At 70.1% G+C, this 17,748-nt stretch carries 13 protein-coding genes and 1 pseudogene; 1 reads left to right on the top strand and 13 read right to left on the bottom strand.

The window, feature by feature from the left end; all coding sequences use genetic code 11:
• Nucleotides 1–68 precede the first annotated feature (68 nt).
• The 5 genes and pseudogenes from AB0L56_RS27740 to AB0L56_RS27720 all read right to left on the bottom strand — a co-directional run bounded on the left by AB0L56_RS27740 (nucleotide 69) and on the right by AB0L56_RS27720 (nucleotide 4,981).
• A complete protein-coding gene (locus AB0L56_RS27740) occupies nucleotides 69–626 on the bottom strand; it encodes a DM13 domain-containing protein (protein WP_365427836.1) in 558 nt (185 codons plus the stop codon).
• 108 nt (nucleotides 627–734) lie between these two features.
• Nucleotides 735–909: pseudogene (locus AB0L56_RS27735) on the bottom strand (flavodoxin family protein); the annotation flags it as partial.
• 314 nt (nucleotides 910–1,223) lie between these two features.
• Nucleotides 1,224–2,276 (bottom strand): ABC transporter ATP-binding protein, encoded by a 1,053-nt coding sequence (locus tag AB0L56_RS27730; protein WP_365427833.1) that lies wholly within the window; start codon nucleotides 2,274–2,276, stop codon nucleotides 1,224–1,226.
• Complete coding sequence (locus AB0L56_RS27725; RefSeq protein ID WP_365427899.1) at nucleotides 2,273–3,817, bottom strand: iron ABC transporter permease; 1,545 nt, start codon at nucleotides 3,815–3,817, stop codon at nucleotides 2,273–2,275. Before AB0L56_RS27725 ends, AB0L56_RS27730 begins: the two co-directional genes overlap by 4 nt.
• Before the next feature lie 117 nt (nucleotides 3,818–3,934).
• Nucleotides 3,935–4,981: an iron ABC transporter substrate-binding protein gene (locus AB0L56_RS27720; protein WP_365427830.1), complete on the bottom strand. Its 1,047-nt coding sequence runs from the start codon at nucleotides 4,979–4,981 to the stop codon at nucleotides 3,935–3,937.
• A gap of 258 nt (nucleotides 4,982–5,239) precedes the next feature.
• Here AB0L56_RS27720 and AB0L56_RS27715 point away from each other — a divergent pair, with 258 nt between their 5' ends.
• Complete coding sequence (locus tag AB0L56_RS27715) at nucleotides 5,240–7,810, top strand: AMP-binding protein (RefSeq protein ID WP_365427827.1); 2,571 nt, start codon at nucleotides 5,240–5,242, stop codon at nucleotides 7,808–7,810.
• Nucleotides 7,811–8,193: 383 nt separating this feature from the next.
• Here the strand turns inward: AB0L56_RS27715 and AB0L56_RS27710 are convergent, their stop codons facing one another.
• The 8 genes from AB0L56_RS27710 to kdpA all read right to left on the bottom strand — a co-directional run bounded on the left by AB0L56_RS27710 (nucleotide 8,194) and on the right by kdpA (nucleotide 17,747).
• Nucleotides 8,194–8,838, bottom strand: a complete 645-nt coding sequence (locus AB0L56_RS27710) for a hypothetical protein (protein WP_365427824.1) — start codon at nucleotides 8,836–8,838, stop codon at nucleotides 8,194–8,196.
• 30 nt (nucleotides 8,839–8,868) lie between these two features.
• Complete coding sequence (locus AB0L56_RS27705) at nucleotides 8,869–8,991, bottom strand: hypothetical protein (protein ID WP_365427821.1); 123 nt, start codon at nucleotides 8,989–8,991, stop codon at nucleotides 8,869–8,871.
• Nucleotides 8,992–9,231: 240 nt separating this feature from the next.
• Entirely contained in the window at nucleotides 9,232–9,597 is a 366-nt protein-coding gene (locus AB0L56_RS27700) for a transposase family protein (protein ID WP_365427818.1), read from the bottom strand.
• Between the two features lie 303 nt (nucleotides 9,598–9,900).
• Nucleotides 9,901–12,441 (bottom strand): DUF4118 domain-containing protein, encoded by a 2,541-nt coding sequence (locus AB0L56_RS27695; protein WP_365427815.1) that lies wholly within the window; start codon nucleotides 12,439–12,441, stop codon nucleotides 9,901–9,903.
• 13 nt (nucleotides 12,442–12,454) lie between these two features.
• Nucleotides 12,455–13,138 carry a response regulator gene (locus AB0L56_RS27690; protein ID WP_365427812.1) on the bottom strand — a complete coding sequence of 228 codons (684 nt, stop codon included), beginning with the start codon at nucleotides 13,136–13,138 and terminating at the stop codon, nucleotides 12,455–12,457.
• Between the two features lie 134 nt (nucleotides 13,139–13,272).
• On the bottom strand, nucleotides 13,273–13,941 hold the full coding sequence (locus tag AB0L56_RS27685; RefSeq protein WP_365427896.1) for a potassium-transporting ATPase subunit C: 669 nt from the start codon (nucleotides 13,939–13,941) through the stop codon (nucleotides 13,273–13,275).
• Nucleotides 13,942–13,965: 24 nt separating this feature from the next.
• The gene (kdpB, locus tag AB0L56_RS27680; RefSeq protein ID WP_365427809.1) at nucleotides 13,966–16,086 is read right to left on the bottom strand and encodes a potassium-transporting ATPase subunit KdpB; all 2,121 of its coding nucleotides are present in this window, start codon (nucleotides 16,084–16,086) and stop codon (nucleotides 13,966–13,968) included.
• A complete protein-coding gene (gene kdpA / locus AB0L56_RS27675; RefSeq protein ID WP_361026206.1) occupies nucleotides 16,086–17,747 on the bottom strand; it encodes a potassium-transporting ATPase subunit KdpA in 1,662 nt (553 codons plus the stop codon). Before kdpA ends, kdpB begins: the two co-directional genes overlap by 1 nt.
• Nucleotide 17,748 lies beyond the last annotated feature (1 nt).

Below are 17,748 nucleotides of genomic sequence, written 5' to 3'. Positions count from 1 at the left end.
TTCTCGCCGCGCTCGACGCGCTGGCCTGAGGTAGACAGCCCGAACAGAGCTTGTACCGGCAGGGCCTATCAGGCATGGGCGAGTTCTGCCGCACCGAAGGAGACGTCGAACCGGTCGCACCAGATGCTGACGCTGCTGAACCGGGCCGGATCGATGTCCTCGGGCAGGGCGTAGTTCTGGTTGCCCTTGTTCCCCTTGAGCTTGCCGAGGCTGACGTATTCCCCGTCGTCAAAGACGTGCCAGCCGGCCGTCCCTTCCTTCACCGGTGCGTCGGTCAGCCACACGCGCAGGTCGGGGCCGTTACTGGTGTCGAGGTTCTCCAGCCGGACGACGTGGGAGCCGTCAGCCAGCCGTACGAGCTTCACCGCACCCGACGTCGCGTGTTCGTGGCTGATCAGCTCACCGCTCGCCAGCGTCTGTGGTCGGGCCGGCGTGGTGGGCGTCCGGGAGGGCGCCGCCGCAGGAGGTGCGGAGGCGTCCACCTGGGGCAGGGCCTCCTCGACGGTCTCGTCCTGCCACAGCTTCCACGGCTGGAACCAGTACAGCCCGAAGCCTCCTCCGGCGACCGCCACCACCAGTACCGCGATGGTCAACGGCCTGGTCACCACCTTCCGCACGCGCCTCATCGTCGCCTCGCCTTCTGGGAGTTTTCTGTCCTGCCCCATTCAACGGAAGTGGGCGGCAGTCCCACACCCCGCAGGTGATGACGGAATCCTTACGCCGCACCGTCCCATTCAGCGGTGCTCGGGTTGTCCACCCCCGGGCCGACAGCCGGCGTCCCACTCCGAGCGCTGGCTTACCGTGGGCCGGGATGCGTCCCGCGTGTTTGAGCAGGGCCGCCAGGTGCATCAGGTTCCAGGTCATGAAGGATGTGTTGCGGTTGGTGAAGTCGTTCTCCGGGCCGCACGCCGCGACACCGCCCCCAGCCGCACCTAGCCTGGTGTCATGGCGACGGTGCAGGTCAGCGGGGTGGAAGTCGCCTATGCGCGCGTGGGTCACGGCTCGGCGGCTTCGGGGTCGCCTTCCTGATCACCACCCCGGTCAACAAGTGGATGATCGGCCGCGGCAAGGGACACGCGGTCGTCCACGCCTACCACTGACCATCAGCCGGACCGGCACCAACCCGCCTGGAGCACCCCCAGACCGTGGGGCGCCCCATGCGCGTTTCCCTACCTGGCTCTCTGGCTCGGACCCGGGCGAGGCGAAAGCGTGGTGCACCGTGGCTACGGGTGGAGGCCGGCCTCGCCCACGACGCGGATGCCCGTCTCCTCCCCCGGGCGGACGGTCAGAGGGACCGCGACCCTGATGCCGACCGGGGTGTTATGGCCCTGGACGGCCACGGTGACCATGGCGTCGTGGCCGTAGTACGAGACGTCTTTTACCACGCCTCTCACCGAGTCCTCGGAGTCCGTGTCGGTCAGCAAGAGTTGTTCCGGGCGGAGTAGGACCGTGCCGGTGCGGAGTCCTGTGGGCGGGGTGGCGAGGGGTACGGCGCCCAGGGCAGTCAGGGCCGTGCGGTCGCCTTCGACGGTGCCGGGGAGCAGGACGGCGTCGCCGACGAAGCCGGCGATCCAGGGGTCGGCGGGGTGCCGGTAGAGGTCCTGCGGGGTGGCGCACTGGGCCACCTGTCCGTCTCGTACGACGGCGACGAGGTCGGCAGTGGACAGGGCCTCCTGCTGGTCGTGGGTGACGAGGACGGCCGTGGCGCCGGTCGCCCGCAGTGCGGATCGTACGTCTGCCCGCACTCCAGCCCGCAGTGCGCTGTCGAGGGCGTTGAACGGTTCGTCGAGGAGCACGAGCCCGGGTCGTGGGGCGAGTGCGCGGGCCAGGGCGATGCGCTGTTGCTGGCCGCCGGACAGCTCGTGCGGCATGCGGTCGCCGTAGCCGGCGAGGCCGACCAGTTCGAGCATCTCCTCGGTGCGGCGCCGCCGTTCGGTCCGGTCTATGCCGGTCAGTCCGAAGGCGACGTTGCGGGCCACGCTCAGGTGCGGGAAGAGGGCGCCTTCCTGGGGCACGATGCCGATACGGCGTCGCTCCGGGGGGAGGTGGACGCCGGGCCCGCTCAGGAGCCGGTCGCCGAGTCGGACGGTGCCCGCGTCGGCGTGCAGGAAGCCGGCGACGATTCGCAGCATGGTGGTCTTGCCGCAGCCGGAGGGACCGAGGACCGCCACCAACGCGCCTGCGGAGACGGTGAGTTCGAGGCCGCGCAGGACCGGCTCTCCGGCTCCGTAGGACTTGGTGAGCCCCTCGACGTGCAGTGCGTTCGTGTCGTTCATGTCCGGTGCCTGCCTAGGAGGTAAGAGGGGACGGCGGCCAGCACAATCAGCACGGCGGCGTACGGGGCGGCGGCCGCGAAGGATCCGGCGCCGGTCTCGGTCCACAGCCGGGTGGCGAGGGTGTCCATGCCGGTGGGGCGCAGGAGGAGGGTTGCGGGGAGTTCCTTCATGCAGACCACGAAGGTAAGAGCGGCCCCGGCGGCGACGCCGGGCGCGGCCAGCGGCACGGTGACCTCGCGCAGCACCTGCCACGGCCGTCGCCCGAGCGAGCGGGCCACGTCCTCCAGGGCGGGCGGCGCCTGGAGCACGGCCGCGCGGGTGGCGGCCACCGCGACCGGCAGGAAGAGAACCGCGTACGCGCAGACCAGCAACGGGAGTCGCTGGTAGATCGGGTACGCATACCGCACGGCGAAGAACACCAGCGCGAGCGCGACCGTGATGCCGGGCAGCGCATGGCCCGCATACGCCGCCTGCTCCAACAGGCGGGCGGCGCGACCCCGGTGCCGGGCCGCGATCACCCCGACCGGCAGGGCGAGGAGCGTAGTGAGGCCGGCGCCCGCCGCCGCAACCCCGAAGGTGGCCCAGGCCGTCTCCGCGAGCACGCCCAGATCCCATGTGGCCGAGCTGCCGACGGCCAGCCAGTACCCAAGGGTGCCCAGCGGGAAGGCGACGGCGAGCACACCCACAGCGCCGCACCACAGCAGGGCGAGTGGCTGCCATCGGCCGAGGGCGGCTGGGGCCGCCGGGCGGGCGGTGCCCGTACCGGTCCTGACGTGCCCGGCCCGTCCGCGTGTACGGGCCTCGGCGGCCACCAGGGCGACGGTCATCACCACCAGCACGACGCTGAGGGCGGCGGCCGGGGTGCGGTCGAAGGAGGCACGGTAGGAGGTGTGGATGGCCCGGGTGAAGGTGTCGTACCGCATCAGTGACACCGCGCCGAAGTCGGAGAGCACGTACAGCGCGACGAGCAGCGCCCCGCCCGCGGCCGCCGGCCGCAGCTGCGGGAGCGTGACGCGCACGAAGGTCCGCAGCGGCCCGTGCCCGAGGGAGCGTGCGGCCTCCTCTTGGGCCGGGTCGATGCCCCGCAGCGCGGCGGCGACCGGCAGTTGCACGTACGGGTAGCTGACCAGCGTCAGCGCGAGGGCGGCACCGCCGAAGCCGGCGAGGTCCGGCTCGGCCGACAGCCAGGCGAACGCTGCCACGTAGCTGGGCACAGCCAGGGGCAGCGTGGCCAGCACCGACCAGGCGCGGGCTCCGGGTAGCGCGGTGCGCACGGTCAGCCAGGCCAGCGAGACGCCCAGTACCAGACACGCCGCCACGACCACGGCGGTCAGGCCGAGGCTGCGGCCGAGGAGGTCGAGCGTCCGCTCGTCGGCGATGACCTCCCAGGCGAAGGCCGGGCCGCGTTCCAGGGCGCGGACGGCGAGGTAGCCGAGCGGCAGCAGAGCGAAGAGGGCGGCGACGCAGGCGGGGACCAGCAGGATCAGGGCTGGTCGGCGATCGGGCCTGCGGGGCTTGCCCGGCTTGCGAAATGCCCTGATCCGCGCACGGATAGCACGGGCCGTACCGCTCCCGCTGGTGTCGCGCACGCGCTCACGCCCGGGCGGGGCCGGGGCTCCGGTCGGGCGCGAGGTGGACGGCGGTGTGCGCACGGTGGGTCAGACCAGCCCGACGTCCTGGAGCATGGCCAGCGTCTCCTGGAGGGACTCCAGCTTGCCGAGGTCGATGTCAGGTGATTCGAGCGAGTCGAACGCCGGCAGGCCCTCAACGGTGCTGGTGACACCCGCGGCCAGCGGGTACTCCTTGGTGTTGTCCGCGAAGTAGGTCTGTGCCTCCTCCGACAGCAGGTAGTCCACGGCCTTCTGGGCGGTGGCGCTCTGCCCGCTGTCCTTGAGGATGCCCGCGCCGGCGACGTTGATCAGCGCGCCGGGGTCCTTGCCGGGCAGGAAGTTCAACTTGGAGTTGACCTTGTCCTCGCCCTTCTCGGCGACCCGCTCGTACCAGTAGTAGTGGTTGACCAGGCCGAGTTCGACCTCGCCGGCCTCGACGGCGTCCAGGGTGGCGAGGTTGTGGGCGTAGGTCTTGGCGCCGTTCGCCTTCAGGTCCTGCAGCCACTCGCGGGTGACGTCGTCGCCCCTGAGGACCCGCATGCCGGTGACGAAAGCCTGGAAGGAGGCATTGGTGGGCGCGAAGCCGACCTTGCCCTTCCACTCGGGCTCGACCACGTCGAAGACGCTGTCCGGAACCTTGTCCTCGGCGACCTTGTCCGGGTTGTAGGCGATGACGCGGACGCGCCCCGAGAGACCCACCCAGTCACCCTCGGAGCCGCGGTACGCCTCGTCGACCTTGCCCAGGGTGGCCGTGGGCAACTCTTGCAGCATGCCCTCCTTGGACAGGGCGCCCAGTGCTCCGGCGTCCTGGGAGAAGAACAGCCCGGCCTTGGTGCGGTCGCCCTCCTCCAGGATCTGCGCGGCCAGTTCGGCGCTTTCGCCATAGCGGACCTCGACCTTGGCGCCGACGGCCTTCTCCAGCTTGTCCAGCAGCGGCCTCACCAGCTTCTCGTTGCGGCCGGAATAGATGACGAGGGCAGAATCGCCGCTCCCGCTCCCGCTGTCCTTGTCGTCGGAGCCGCATGCCGCGAGGGCGGGGAGCAACAGGCCGGCCGCGACCAGCGCAGTGATCCGGCGAACCGAGGGGCGTCGCATGGTGTGTGCCTTCCTGCGGGGGCTCGCCGTTACGCCGCCGGTCATGTCGGTGCAGAGCGAGGGGCGAAGCCATCCTGTGGCTTTGCTGTGGCTTGATTATGACCATGCTATGAATAAGGTAAAGCTTACCTAATCGTCAAGGGCTCGGTGTCAACAGCGGACGTTGCCGCGGAAAGGGCGCGCCCCGTGATCCACCTCTCCGGATCCCTCCCGGCACCTGCCGTCCCCGACTCCCCCTCAGCACCGGGGCCGAAAACCGTGCCGTTCACGCGTGAACTCGCGGCGCACGGCGACCGCGTCGCGCTCATCACGCCTGACGCCGAGCTGACGTATCGCCAGCTGGGCGAGCGGGTGACCGCCACCGCCGAGCGCCTCGGGCCCCTGCGGCGGCTGGTACTGCTGGCCGGAGCCAACCGCGCCGACGCGCTCGTCACCTACCTGGCCGCCCTGTCGGCCGGTCACCCCGTCCTGCTCGTCCCCGGCGACAGCGAGAGCACAATCCGCTCGCTGACCGAGGCGTACGCCCCCGACGTCGTGGCCCGCCCGCACGCCGACGGGACATGGACGCTCGACGAACGCCACCCCGAGAGCGCCCACATGCTCCACCCGGACCTCGCCCTGCTGCTGAGCACCTCCGGCTCGACCGGCTCGCCCAAACTGGTGCGCCTCTCCCACGAGAACCTCCAGGCCAACGCCGAGTCCATTGCCACCTACCTCGGCATCGACGACACCGACCGCGCGGCCACCACGCTGCCCATGCACTACTGCTACGGCCTCTCCGTCATCCACAGTCACCTGCTGCGCGGCGCCGGCCTGATCCTCACCGAGCGGTCGGTGTCCGAGGCTGCCTTCTGGGAGGAGTTCCGTGCCGCGCGCGGCACCTCGCTCGCCGGCGTGCCGTACACGTTCGACCTGCTGGACCGGATCGGCTTCGAGCGGATGGAGCTGCCGCACCTGCGCCGCCTCACTCAGGCGGGGGGACGTCTGGGGCCCGAACGTGTCCGCCGGTACGCGGAGTTGGGGCGCCGCTCCGACTGGGAGCTGTTCGTGATGTATGGCCAGACCGAGGCCACAGCCCGCATGGCCTACCTCCCGGCGCACCTCGCCGCCGAGCGCCCCGAGGCCATCGGTGTGCCGATACCCAGGGGCTCCTTCCGGCTGCAACCGGTCGACGGCCACGGCCGGGATGTCGGAGAACTGGTCTACTCGGGGCCGAACGTAATGCTCGGTTACGCCGAGAGCCCGGCCGACCTCGCTCTCGGCCGGACCGTGCAGGAACTGCACACCGGGGACCTCGCCCGGCGCGCGTCCGACGGGATGTACGAGATCGTGGGCCGCCGCAGCCGCTTCGCGAAGATCCTCGGACTGCGGATCGACCCGCAGCAAGTGGAGACCCTGCTGGAAGCTCACGGGGTCACCTCGTACTGCGCGGGCGACGGGGAGTCACTCGCGGTGGCCGCGCTCGGCGGCACCGGCGAGGAAGCACGTATCCGGCGACTGGTCGCGGAGGAGTGCGGGCTACCGGCTCGGGCGATACGGGTCCGAGTCCTGTCAGAACTCCCCCGCCTGGCCACGGGCAAGCCCGACTACGGGGCCGTAAGACACCTGACGAGCGCTGAGCAGGAGGAGACGACCAGCACCGGTGAGGACCTCCGCCGCCTCTTTGCGGAGATCCTCGACCGCACTGACGTCACCGAGGAGACCAGCTTCGTCAGTCTGGGCGGCGACTCCCTGTGCTACGTCGAGATGTCCCTGCGTCTGGAGGAGGCGCTGAGCCACCTGCCCACCGACTGGCATACGAGGACCATCCGCGAGTTGAGGTCCTTGGCGTCGCCCACAGCAGAGAAGCCGGAGGGCCAGGACTGGCGGCCGGCGACGCGGCGGGCCCGGCCGGCGCCGGGACTCATGCGGGCGCTGCGCTCCTGGACGGCCCCGCAGTCCTGGCGGACCCGCCGCACCCTGGAGACCGGCATCGCCCTGCGCGCCGTCGGGATCGTCCTCATCGTCGGCTCACACGTCCAAATCTTCGACATCCAGGGCTTCGCCCACATCCTCATCGGCATCGCGGGCTACAACTTCGCCCGCTTCCAACTGACCGACGCCGCACGCCGCGAGCGCGTACGACACCTGTGGCGCAGCATCACCCGCATCGCGGTACCGAGCATGGTATGGATCACTGGCGCAGTCGTCCTGACCGACTTCTACGACCCGGCCAACGCCGTGCTCCTCAACACCCTGCTCTCCCAGGGGAACGACCGCTTCGACTGGGCCTACTGGTTCGTGGAGGCCCTGGTCTACTACTTGGTCGTCCTGGCCGCGCTCATGGCCGTACCGCTGCTGGACCGGCTGGAGCGGCGGTACGCGTTCGGCGTGCCGCTGGCGCTCATGGCCGTCGGCCTCATCGGCCGCTACGACCTGCTGGGTCTGGCATCCGCCCGCCCTCACCTGAGCCCCTCGGTGGTCTTCTGGTTGTTCGCACTCGGGTGGGCGTCCGCACGGGCAGGCACCATGCCGCAACGGGCCCTGCTCACAGCCGCGCTACTGCTCACCGTGCCCGGCCTGTTCCAGGACCAGCCCGTGCGCACCGTCCTCGTGATCGCCGGGCTTGGGCTGCTGATCTGGGTGCCGACCCTGCCCAGCATCGGCCCGCTCAGCGCCCTCGCCGGCGTCCTGGCGAGCAGTTCCCTCTACATCTACCTGACTCACTACCAGGTCTACCCCTACCTCCAGCAGGACTTCCCACTCACCGCCCTCTTCGCCTCCCTCGTGCTCGGCGTCGGCTACGCGGCGATCGTGACCCGGGCCGCCCGAAGGGTCCGGTGGCTGTGACCGCAGCCCTCGGGTGGGGGCGCAGGCCGGCAGGCCCGCGGTGGAGCCGCTGATGGACCAGCCGCGCTCGCCTCAACACCGGACTCACCGCCGCCCCCACCTCTCCCACTCTGCTCCCCTGAGCCCGGACAGAGAGTGAGTCCCTCGAGGTATCGGCGGGGGCACGCCATGGAGATCACCGTCCAGTTAATGCGAACGTCCTGGACCAAGAAGTCCCGGGGAGGGGAGCTGCCTCCCACAGGAACGCGGCCCCGACGGCGTCGGAGTGAGTGCCCAAGCAGGTGATCATCCGGCGCCTTGCCGGTTCGCCGGAATCACGATGCCGGGCCCGGAGTGCCTCGTAGGCTCCGAGGAGAGCCGGGGCTGTTGGCAGCGGGGTTCGGTCAGCCGCTCTCCCGGTAGTTCATGAACCAGTGGGTATCGAAGTAGCGGGCCATCGTGAACGGATGGTGCGGGTCGACGAGGATGCGGCAGACGAACTCCGCTGCCTGGCAGTCGAAGGGGACGTCCTCGCCGTCGAAGGACTGGACCACGACGGGCCAACGGTCGGGGTCGTCGCCGTCGGTCCTCCAGCAGTACAGGTCCTCGTGCTCAGTGCCCGCCCAGATGAGCAGACCGTCCTCTCTGAGATTCGTCCACGGCTCCTGGATCAGGTTCAGGAATCCGTCGAAGGCGCCCTCACCGAACGTCTCGACCATGCGCTTGTAGTCGCTCGGCAGCGCGGTGCCCAGGCGCGACTCCACCTCAGCCCAGTCCACGTCCGGCCGCTGGGCGGGCTGTGTCCAGCCGGTGATCCGTCTGAGCCGCTCCATCCAGTCGACGTCCGCGTCCGGAGTGACCGCCAAGGGTTCCGGCACCTCCCGGTGAGCGACCACCAGCACCGGCCGCTCGGCCCCCTCGGCGTCCCGCGCCGTACCCGTGCCGACCCACTGATCCCCGTACGCCCACGCCCGTATCGTCACGGCCCGGTCCTCGAAGGGGACGAGGAGAGCCGCGCCCCTGGACTCGTCGACCGTCGGGTCGGTCAAGCCGTCGAGGACGAGGGTGCGCGGGGCACCTTACCTGCCGTCGAGTAGGTCGGTCAGGTCCTGCGGGTCCAGGTCACTGGGCAGGTACAGGTAGCCGTCCTGCGGGCCGAGTCGGGCCAGCAGGTCGGTGACGGTCGCTTGCGTGAGCTCCATGGCGGGCAGTGAAGCGCACCGCACTGACACTGGGCAACGTCCAGCCTGAAGCTGCAGGTCACGGGGCTGGCGTGGGCCGAGGCCGGGGTGCTCGCGCCGGCCGCGACGCCTTGACTTCGCAGCATTGGGTGGTCGTCCGTCAGCGTTGGACCTCGGCGTTCGTCAGCACGAGGAGAGCCCGCAGCAGCGTGGTCGCGTGTCGGGCGTTCATGCGGACCTTGGTGAGGATCCGCCAGTTCTTCAGGTCGGCGAAGCCGTGCTCGTTCGCCGCTCGCTCGCGGCTGACCAGCCGGTTCGCCTCCTTCCGGGCGTCGGTGAGCGGATGGCTGCCCGTCGGCCGGTGACGATGACCGGGTCGTCGGGGTCGTCGTCCAGGCCGACGAAGCCGAGATCGGCCAGAGCACCCAGGCGGGCCTCCCGCAGACGGGTAGTGATCCTGTTGTGGCGGGCGGCGGTGATCTCGCTGGAGCGCCCCGGCTTCGCCGCCGAGATCCAGACCAGGTTGCCCGCCTCGTCGGTCAGGGCTAGGAACAGCAGGCCGTGAGCCTTGTGCTTCCCGCTGTAGTTCGGCCGGTTCTCGTCCCCGGTGCGTCGGCGGGTGCGCACCAGGGTGCCGTCGAGCAGGACGACTCGGCCGCCACAGTGTGGAGCGGTACGGACGCTGTCGCGGGTCCGCCCTGCCCGCTCACTCCGTCAAGGAGAGGTGAGCGGCCCACCGGGGCAGTCACGCCGCCGTGCCCTGCTCGTTCCGCTGGCCCCGGCGCCGTAGCGAGGGCTCCGGCCCGTGCGGTCGTCGCTGCTCCGCTAGGCACCGATCGCGGGGGTGCAGCCCCACGCCACCGACCGCCCCGCCGGAACGCCCTGCCTGTCACGGGTCGTCAGGACCCCGCTGCCCGGAGCCCGAGGCTCTCAGGTTCCGGCCGCGGCGGGAAGCGCCGGCTGGTCCAGCCGTTCGGGGGCCATCGGGACGCTGAGCACCATGGTGAGGCCGCCGCCGGGCGTGTCCTCGGCGTGCACGGTGCCGCGCACCGCCTCGGTGAAGCCGCGTGCGACCGCGAGGCCGAGGCCGACGCCCACACCGCGGGGTGAGTCGCCGTAGCGCTGGAACGGTTCAAAGATGCGCTCCTTGGCCTCGTCAGGCACCCCGGGGCCACGGTCGACGACCCGCACTTCGACGCGGTCCGCGAGCGCGCTGGCGGACACCAGGACCTTCTCCCCCGGCGGGCTGTGCTTGACGGCGTTCTCCACGACGTTGGCAACGGCCCTCTCCAGGAGTCCCCGGTCGATGTGGACCATGGGCAGAGTCTCGGGGATGTCCAGCTCGACGCTGTCCTCGGGGACCCCGCCGAGCGCCATGGGAACGACCTCGTCCAGGTCGGTCTCGCGGAGGACCGGTGTGACCGTGCCGGTCTGCAGGCGGGACATGTCGAGCAGGTTGCCGACCAGTTGGTCGAGCCGGTCGGCGCCCTCCTCGATGGCCTCCAGCAGTTCCGCCTCGTCCTCCTCGGACCACTCGACGTCGTCGGAGCGCAGCGACGTGACGGCTGCCTTGATCCCGGCGAGCGGGGTACGCAGGTCGTGGCTGACGGCGGCGAGCAGCGCGGTGCGGATGCGGTTGCCCTCGGCCAGTTCCTCCGCCCGGTCCGCCTCGCCCTTGAGGCGCTGGCGGTCCAGGACGACCGCGGCCTGGGCGGCGAAGGCGGCCAGCACCCTCCGGTCGGCGGCCGGCAGCACCCGGCCGCGCAGGGACAGGGCCATGTGATCGCCGACGGGAACGTCGACGTCCGCATCGTCCGGGGTTCCGGCGGGCCGCGGTCCCACGCTGCCTGCGCAGGTCCAGGGAGCCTTCTCGCCGGTCCGCTCCAGCAGCGCGACCGACTCCATGCCGAACGTCTCGCGGACGCGTTCCAGAAGTTCCTCCAGCCCGGTCTCGCCGCGCAACACGTTGCCCGCGAGGAAGGACAGGATCTCCGACTCCGCCCGCAGCCGGGTGGCCTGGTGGGTGCGGCGGGCCGCCAGGTCCACCACCGAGGCCACCGCCACGGCCACGCCGACGAAGACCACGATGGCGACGATGTTCTGCGGGTCGGCGACGGTCAGGGTGTGGACGGGCGGGGTGAAGAACCAGTTCAGCAGCGTGGAGCCGACCACGGCGGAGGCCAGGGCTGGCAGGAGTCCGCCCAGCAGCGCCGCCGCCACCGTCAGGGTCAGGAACAGCAGCATGTCGTTGGCGAGACCGATGTCCGGCACGACGCTGTTCAGGAGCCAGGTGAGCAGGAGAGGGCCGAGCACGCCGGCCAGCCAGCCGCTGATCACCCGGGTGCGCCCAAGGCGTGCGCCACGTGCCACCGGCAGTCCGCGGCCCTTGCCGGCCTCGGCGTGCGTGATGAGATGGACGTCGAGGTCGGGGCCGGACTCGCGGGCGACCGTGGCGCCGACGCCGGGCCCGAAGACGTACTGCCAGCTGCGGCGCCGGGAGACGCCGAGGACGATCTGGGTGGCGTTCACGCCGCGGGCGAAGTCGAGGAGGGCGGCGGGGATGTCGTCGCCGATGACGTGGTGGAAGGTTCCGCCCAGGTCCTCGACCAGCGTGCGCTGGAGAGCCAGCTCCTTCGGGGACGCGCTGGTGAGGCCGTCGCTGCGGGAAATGTAGACGGCCATGACTTCGCCGCCGGCGCCCTTCTCGGCCAGGCGTGCGGCTCGCCGGATCAGGGTGCGGCCCTCCGGGCCGCCGGTGAGGCCGACGACGATCCGTTCCCGCGAACCCCAGATGGCGGAGACGTGGTGCTCGCTGCGGTACTCGGTCAGGTAGGCGTCGACCCGGTCGGCCACCCAGAGCAGCGCCAGTTCGCGCAGGGCGGTGAGGTTGCCGGGCCGGAAGTAGTTGGAGAGCGCCGCGTCGACCTTGTCCGGCTTGTAGATGTTGCCGTGCGCCATACGGCGGCGCAGCGCCTGCGGGGACATGTCGACCAGTTCGATCTGGTCGGCCCGCCGTACGACTTCGTCGGGGACGGTCTCGCGCTGGCGTACCCCGGTGATCGACTCGACCACGTCGCCGAGCGATTCCAGGTGCTGGATGTTGACGGTGGATATGACGTCGATGCCTGCGGCGAGGAGTTCCTCCACGTCCTGCCAGCGCTTGGTGTTGCGGGAACCCGGCACGTTGGTGTGGGCGAGCTCGTCGACGAGTGCGACCTTGGGGGCGCGGCGCAGGACGGCGTCCACGTCCATATCGGTGAAGGTCCCGCCCCGGTACTCGAGCTCCCTGCGCGGGACGTGTTCGAGACCGTGGAGCATCACCTCGGTGCGCGGCCGGTGGTGGTGCTCCACGAAGGCGACCACGCAGTCGGTGCCCCGTTCGACCCGGCGGTGCGCCTCCGACAGCATCGCGTACGTCTTGCCGACGCCCGGTGCCGCGCCGAGGTAGATCCGAAGCGTGCCGCGTGCCATGTCGTCCCTCGGTTCAGCGTTCGAAGCGGTAGCCCATGCCGGGCTCGGTGATCAGGTAGCGGGGGTGGGAGGGGTCCCTCTCCAGTTTGCGTCGCAGCTGGGCCATGTAGACCCGGAGGTAGTTGGTCTTGCTGCTCTGCGAGACGCCCCAGACCTCCTTCAGCAGGTGCTTCTGTGTGATCAGCCGGCCGGGGCTGGTCACCAGTATCTCCAGCAGATGCCACTCGGTGGGGGTCAGCCGCACATCCCTGCCGTCGCGCACCGCCCTCTTGGCCAGCAGGTCGAGGGTGAAGTCCTCGGTCTCGACGAGGGTCGCCAGCGGACCGGCCGGGAGGACCTCGGTACGGCGGACCGCGGCCCGCAGGCGGGCCAGCAGTTCATTCACGCTGAACGGCTTGGCGACGTAGTCGTCGGCACCGGCGTCCAGCGCGGCCACCTTCTCGTCGGACGCCTGCCGGGCGGAGAGGACCAGGATCGGCACACGGCTCCAGCCGCGCAGGCCCTTGATGACGTCGACGCCGTCCATGTCGGGCAGGCCGAGGTCGAGCAGTACCACGTCGGGCTGCCGTGCGGCGGCGAGCCGCAGGGCGGTGGCGCCGTCGGGCGCGGCGTCCACGCCGTACTGACGTGCCTGCAGGTTCAGGACGAGGGCCCGCACCAGCTGCGGGTCGTCCTCGACCACGAGCACCCGGGTCATGGGTGTCTGCCTCTCCTGTCGTACGTCGAGCCCTGCACGTCCGGGAGCAGGGCGCCCAACGTCGCGGCTGCGGAAGCCGGCGGTGCCGGGATGTTCCCGGCACCGCCGGTCCCCGAGGACATCGCGTGCCGTCATCAGCTCTTCGCCGTGAGTTCCTTGAGGGCGATGTTGAGCTCGAGGACGTTCACGCGCGGCTCGCCCATGAAGCCGAGGGTGCGGCCCTCGGCGTGCTCCTCGACGAGCTTCTGCACCTGCGCGGTGGACAGGCCGTTCCTTTCCGCGACCCGGTGGACCTGGAGGTCCGCGTACCGCGGGGAGATGTTCGGGTCCAGGCCGGACCCGGAGGAGGTGACCGCGTCGGCGGGCACCTGGGACGGATTCACCTTGTAGCTGTCCGTGGAGTTGTCCTTGACGACGGCGGCCTTGGCGTCCTTCACCCACTGGATGAGCTCTTCGTTGTCGCCGGAGCGGTTGGTCGCGCCGGACAGGATGAGCTTGTACTGGGTGTTGACGCTGTTGGTGCCGAGGCCGTTCTGGGGACGGCCCTGGAACCACTTCATGTCCGGTTCCGGGGTCTCCTGGCCCTCCTTCAGCGGCAGGTTGTACGCCTGTCCGATCAGGGAGGAGCCGACGACCTTGCCGTCCGCCTTGATCTCGGAGCCGTTCGCCTTGTCGTGGAACAGCCCCTGAGCGATGCCGGTGACTACCAGCGGGTAGAGGACACCGGTCACCAGGGTCAGCACGAGGAGGGCGCGCAGGCCCGCCCCGACCAGCCGGGCGGTGTTCGTGACGGAGTTGTTCATGGCCTTCAGCACGCTTTCGAGAAGTTACAGCCCGGGGATGAGGGAGATGAGCAGGTCGATGATCTTGATGCCGATGAAGGGGGCGACCAGTCCGCCCAGGCCGTAGATCGTCAGATTGCGCCGCAGCAGCTTGTCCGCGCTCACCGGCCGGTACTGCACGCCCTTCAGGGACAGCGGCACGAGGGCGATGATGACCAGGGCGTTGAAGATCACCGCGGACAGGATCGCGGACTCCGGTGAGGACAGGCCCATGATGTTGAGCTTGTCCAGGCCCGGATAGACGGCCGCGAACAGCGCCGGGATGATCGCGAAGTACTTCGCGACGTCGTTGGCGATGGAGAACGTGGTCAGCGCACCGCGCGTGATCAGCAGCTGCTTGCCGATCTCCACGATCTCGATGAGCTTGGTCGGGTTGGAGTCGAGGTCGACCATGTTGCCGGCCTCCTTGGCGGCCGACGTGCCGGTGTTCATGGCCACGCCGACGTCCGCCTGCGCGAGTGCGGGGGCGTCGTTGGTGCCGTCGCCCGTCATGGCGACGAGCTTGCCGCCGGCCTGCTCGCGCTTGATGAGGGCCATCTTGTCCTCGGGTGTGGCCTCCGCGAGGAAGTCGTCGACACCGGCCTCCTCGGCGATCGCCTTGGCCGTCAGCGGGTTGTCACCCGTGATCATGACGGTCTTGATGCCCATGCTGCGCAGTTCCTCGAACCGCTCCCGCATACCGTGCTTGACGACGTCCTTGAGGTGGATGACGCCCAGGACACGGGCACCAGGGGCGTCCTCGACCGCGACGAGCAGCGGCGTACCGCCTGCCTCGGAGATGCGGTCGGCGATCTCGTCGGCGTCCTCGGCGACCGTGCCGCCCCGCTCCTCGACCCAGGCGATGACCGAACCGGCCGCGCCCTTGCGGATCTTGCGCCCGTCGAAGTCCACACCCGACATGCGGGTCTGCGCGGTGAAGGCGATCCACTCGGCGCCCACCAGTTCGCCCTGGTGGCGTTCGCGCAGGCCGTACTTCTCCTTGGCGAGGACGACGACGGAGCGACCCTCGGGCGTCTCGTCGGCCAGGGACGACAGCTGCGCCGCGTCGGCGACCTGCGCCTCGGTCGTACCCCTCACCGGCACGAACTCGGCGGCCTGCCGGTTGCCCAGCGTGATGGTGCCGGTCTTGTCCAGCAGGAGGGTGGAGACGTCGCCGGCGGCCTCGACCGCGCGGCCCGACATGGCCAGCACGTTGCGCTGGACCAGGCGGTCCATGCCCGCGATGCCGATCGCGGAGAGCAGCGCGCCGATGGTGGTCGGGATCAGGCAGACCAGCAGGGCGACCAGCACGACCATCGTCAGGTGCGTGCCCGCGTAGTCCGCCAGCGGCGGCAGGGTGGCGCAGGCCAGCAGGAAGACGATCGTCAGCGAGGCCAGCAGGATGTTCAGGGCGATCTCGTTGGGCGTCTTCTGCCGGGCCGCGCCCTCGACCAGGTTGATCATCCGGTCGATGAAGGTCTCGCCGGGCTTCGTCGTGATCCTGACGACGATGCGGTCGGACAGGACCTTCGTTCCGCCGGTGACCGCCGAGCGGTCACCGCCGGACTCCCGGATCACGGGCGCGGACTCGCCGGTGATGGCCGACTCGTCCACGCTCGCGACGCCCTCGACGACGTCGCCGTCACCGGGGATGATGTCGCCGGCCTCGCACACGACCCGGTCGCCAATCCTCAGCTCGGTGCCAGGTACGCGCTCCTCGGTGGAACCGCTGAGCCGGCGGGCGACCGTGTCGGTCTTGGCCTTGCGCAGGGTGTCGGCCTGGGCCTTGCCCCGGCCCTCGGCGACGGCCTCCGCCAGGTTGGCGAAGATCACCGTCAGCCACAGCCAGGCGCTGATCGTCCAGCCGAACCAGTCGCCGGGGTCCGTGAAGGAGAACGCCGTCGTCAGGATGGACCCGATCCACACCACGAACATCACGGGGCACTTGACCATCACCCGCGGGTCGAGCTTGCGCAAGGCGTCCGGCAGCGATCTGACCAGTTGCTTGGGGTCGAAGAGGCCCGCGCCCACGCGGCCCTCGGGGGCCTTGTGCCCGGTGGGTGCGTCCTGGTGGGGCGCGAAGGTGCCAGTGGACATGGAGTCCTGCTTCTTTACGTCGGTGGTCATCACGCCAGCCCTTCGGCCAGCGGTCCCAGCGCGAGGGCGGGGAAGTACGTCAGACCGGTGATGATGATGATCGTGCCGACCAGCAGCCCGGTGTACAGCGGCTTGTCGGTGCGCAGGGTGCCGGAGCTCGCCGGGACCGGCTTCTGCTCGGCGAGCGAGCCGGCCAGCGCCAGCACGAACACCATCGGCAGGAAGCGGCCGAGGAGCATGGCCAGGCCGATCGTGGTGTTGAACCACTGGGTGTCCGCGTTCAGGCCGGCGAAAGCCGAACCGTTGTTGTTGGATCCGGACGTGTAGGCGTAGAGGATCTCGGAGAATCCGTGCGCCCCGCTGTTGGTCATGGAGTTGGCCGGGGTCGGCAGAGCCATGGCGAAGGCGGTGAAGACGAGCACGAGGGCGGGGGTGATCAGGATGTAGCAGGCCGCCAGCTTGATCTCGCGGGAGCCGATCTTCTTGCCCAGGTACTCCGGTGTACGGCCCACCATCAGGCCGGCGATGAACACCGCGATGACGGCCATGATGAGGATGCCGTAGAGGCCGGAGCCGACACCGCCGGGCGCGATCTCGCCCAGCATCATGCCGAGCATGGCGATGCCGCCGCCGAGGCCGGTGAAGGAGGAGTGGAAGGAGTCCACGGCACCGGTGGAGGTGAGCGTGGTCGACGTCGCGAAGATCGCCGACGAGCCGATCCCGAAGCGGACCTCCTTGCCCTCCATCGCCCCGTTCGCCAGTTCGAAGGCCGGGCCGTGGTGGGCGAACTCGGTCCACATCATCAGCGCGACGAAGCCGATCCAGATGGTGGCCATGGTGGCGAGGATCGCGTAGCCCTGTTTGACCGAGCCGACCATGATGCCGAAGGTCCGGGTGATCGAGAACGGGATCAGCAGGATCAGGAAGATCTCGAACAGGTTGGAGAACGGGGTGGGGTTCTCGAGCGGGTGGGCGCTGTTGGCGTTGAAGTAGCCGCCGCCGTTGGTGCCCAGTTCCTTGATGACCTCCTGCGAGGCGACCGCACCGCCGTTCCACTGCTGCGTGCCGCCCATGAACTGACCGACCTCGTGGATGCCCGAGAAGTTCTGGATTACTCCGCAGGCGACCAGCACGAGTGCGCCGACGACGGCGATCGGGACGAGGACCCGGACGACGCCGCGCACCAGGTCGGACCAGAAGTTGCCCAGCTCACCGGTGCGCGAGCGGGCGAACCCGCGTACGAGCGCCACGGCGACGGCCATTCCGACGGCGGCGGAGACAAAGTTCTGGACAGCCAGACCGGCGGTCTGCACTACGTGGCCCATGGCCTGCTCGCCGTAGTACGACTGCCAGTTGGTGTTGCTCACGAACGACGCGGCGGTGTTGAACGCCTGGTCCGGGTCGATCGCGGCAAAGCCCAGCGAGCCCGGCAGGTGACCCTGGAGGCGCTGGAGCAGGTAGAGGAACAGAACACCGACGGCGGAGAAGGCGAGGACGCCGCGCAGGTACGCGGGCCAGCGCATCTCCGTGTCGGGGTTGGCACCGACGCCCTTGTAGATCCACTTCTCGACGCGCCAGTGCTTGTCGGAGGTGTAGACCTTGGCCATGTGGTTGCCGAGCGGGATGTAGGCGAGCGCCAGTGCCGCTATCAGGGCGAGCAGTTGGAGCACTCCCGCTAGTACGGGACCCATT

It is taken from the genome of Streptomyces sp. NPDC052079 (assembly GCF_040680275.1).
GTDB lineage: Bacteria > Actinomycetota > Actinomycetes > Streptomycetales > Streptomycetaceae > Streptomyces.
This window is presented reverse-complemented; position numbering and strand designations above follow the sequence as displayed.

Excerpts from the sequence above, each read along its gene's own strand:
- AB0L56_RS27695 (WP_365427815.1), bottom strand. The coding sequence starts at position 12,441 with ATGGCACGCGGCACGCTTCGGATCTACCTCGGCGCGGCACCGGGCGTC.
- AB0L56_RS27690 (WP_365427812.1), bottom strand. The coding sequence starts at position 13,138 with ATGACCCGGGTGCTCGTGGTCGAGGACGACCCGCAGCTGGTGCGGGCC.
- AB0L56_RS27685 (WP_365427896.1), bottom strand. The coding sequence starts at position 13,941 with ATGAACAACTCCGTCACGAACACCGCCCGGCTGGTCGGGGCGGGCCTG.
- AB0L56_RS27705 (WP_365427821.1), bottom strand. The coding sequence starts at position 8,991 with ATGGAGCTCACGCAAGCGACCGTCACCGACCTGCTGGCCCGACTCGGC.
- AB0L56_RS27740 (WP_365427836.1), bottom strand. The coding sequence starts at position 626 with ATGAGGCGCGTGCGGAAGGTGGTGACCAGGCCGTTGACCATCGCGGTA.
- kdpB (WP_365427809.1), bottom strand. The coding sequence starts at position 16,086 with ATGACCACCGACGTAAAGAAGCAGGACTCCATGTCCACTGGCACCTTC.
- AB0L56_RS27720 (WP_365427830.1), bottom strand. The coding sequence starts at position 4,981 with ATGCGACGCCCCTCGGTTCGCCGGATCACTGCGCTGGTCGCGGCCGGC.
- AB0L56_RS27730 (WP_365427833.1), bottom strand. The coding sequence starts at position 2,276 with ATGAACGACACGAACGCACTGCACGTCGAGGGGCTCACCAAGTCCTAC.
- kdpA (WP_361026206.1), bottom strand. The coding sequence starts at position 17,747 with ATGGGTCCCGTACTAGCGGGAGTGCTCCAACTGCTCGCCCTGATAGCG.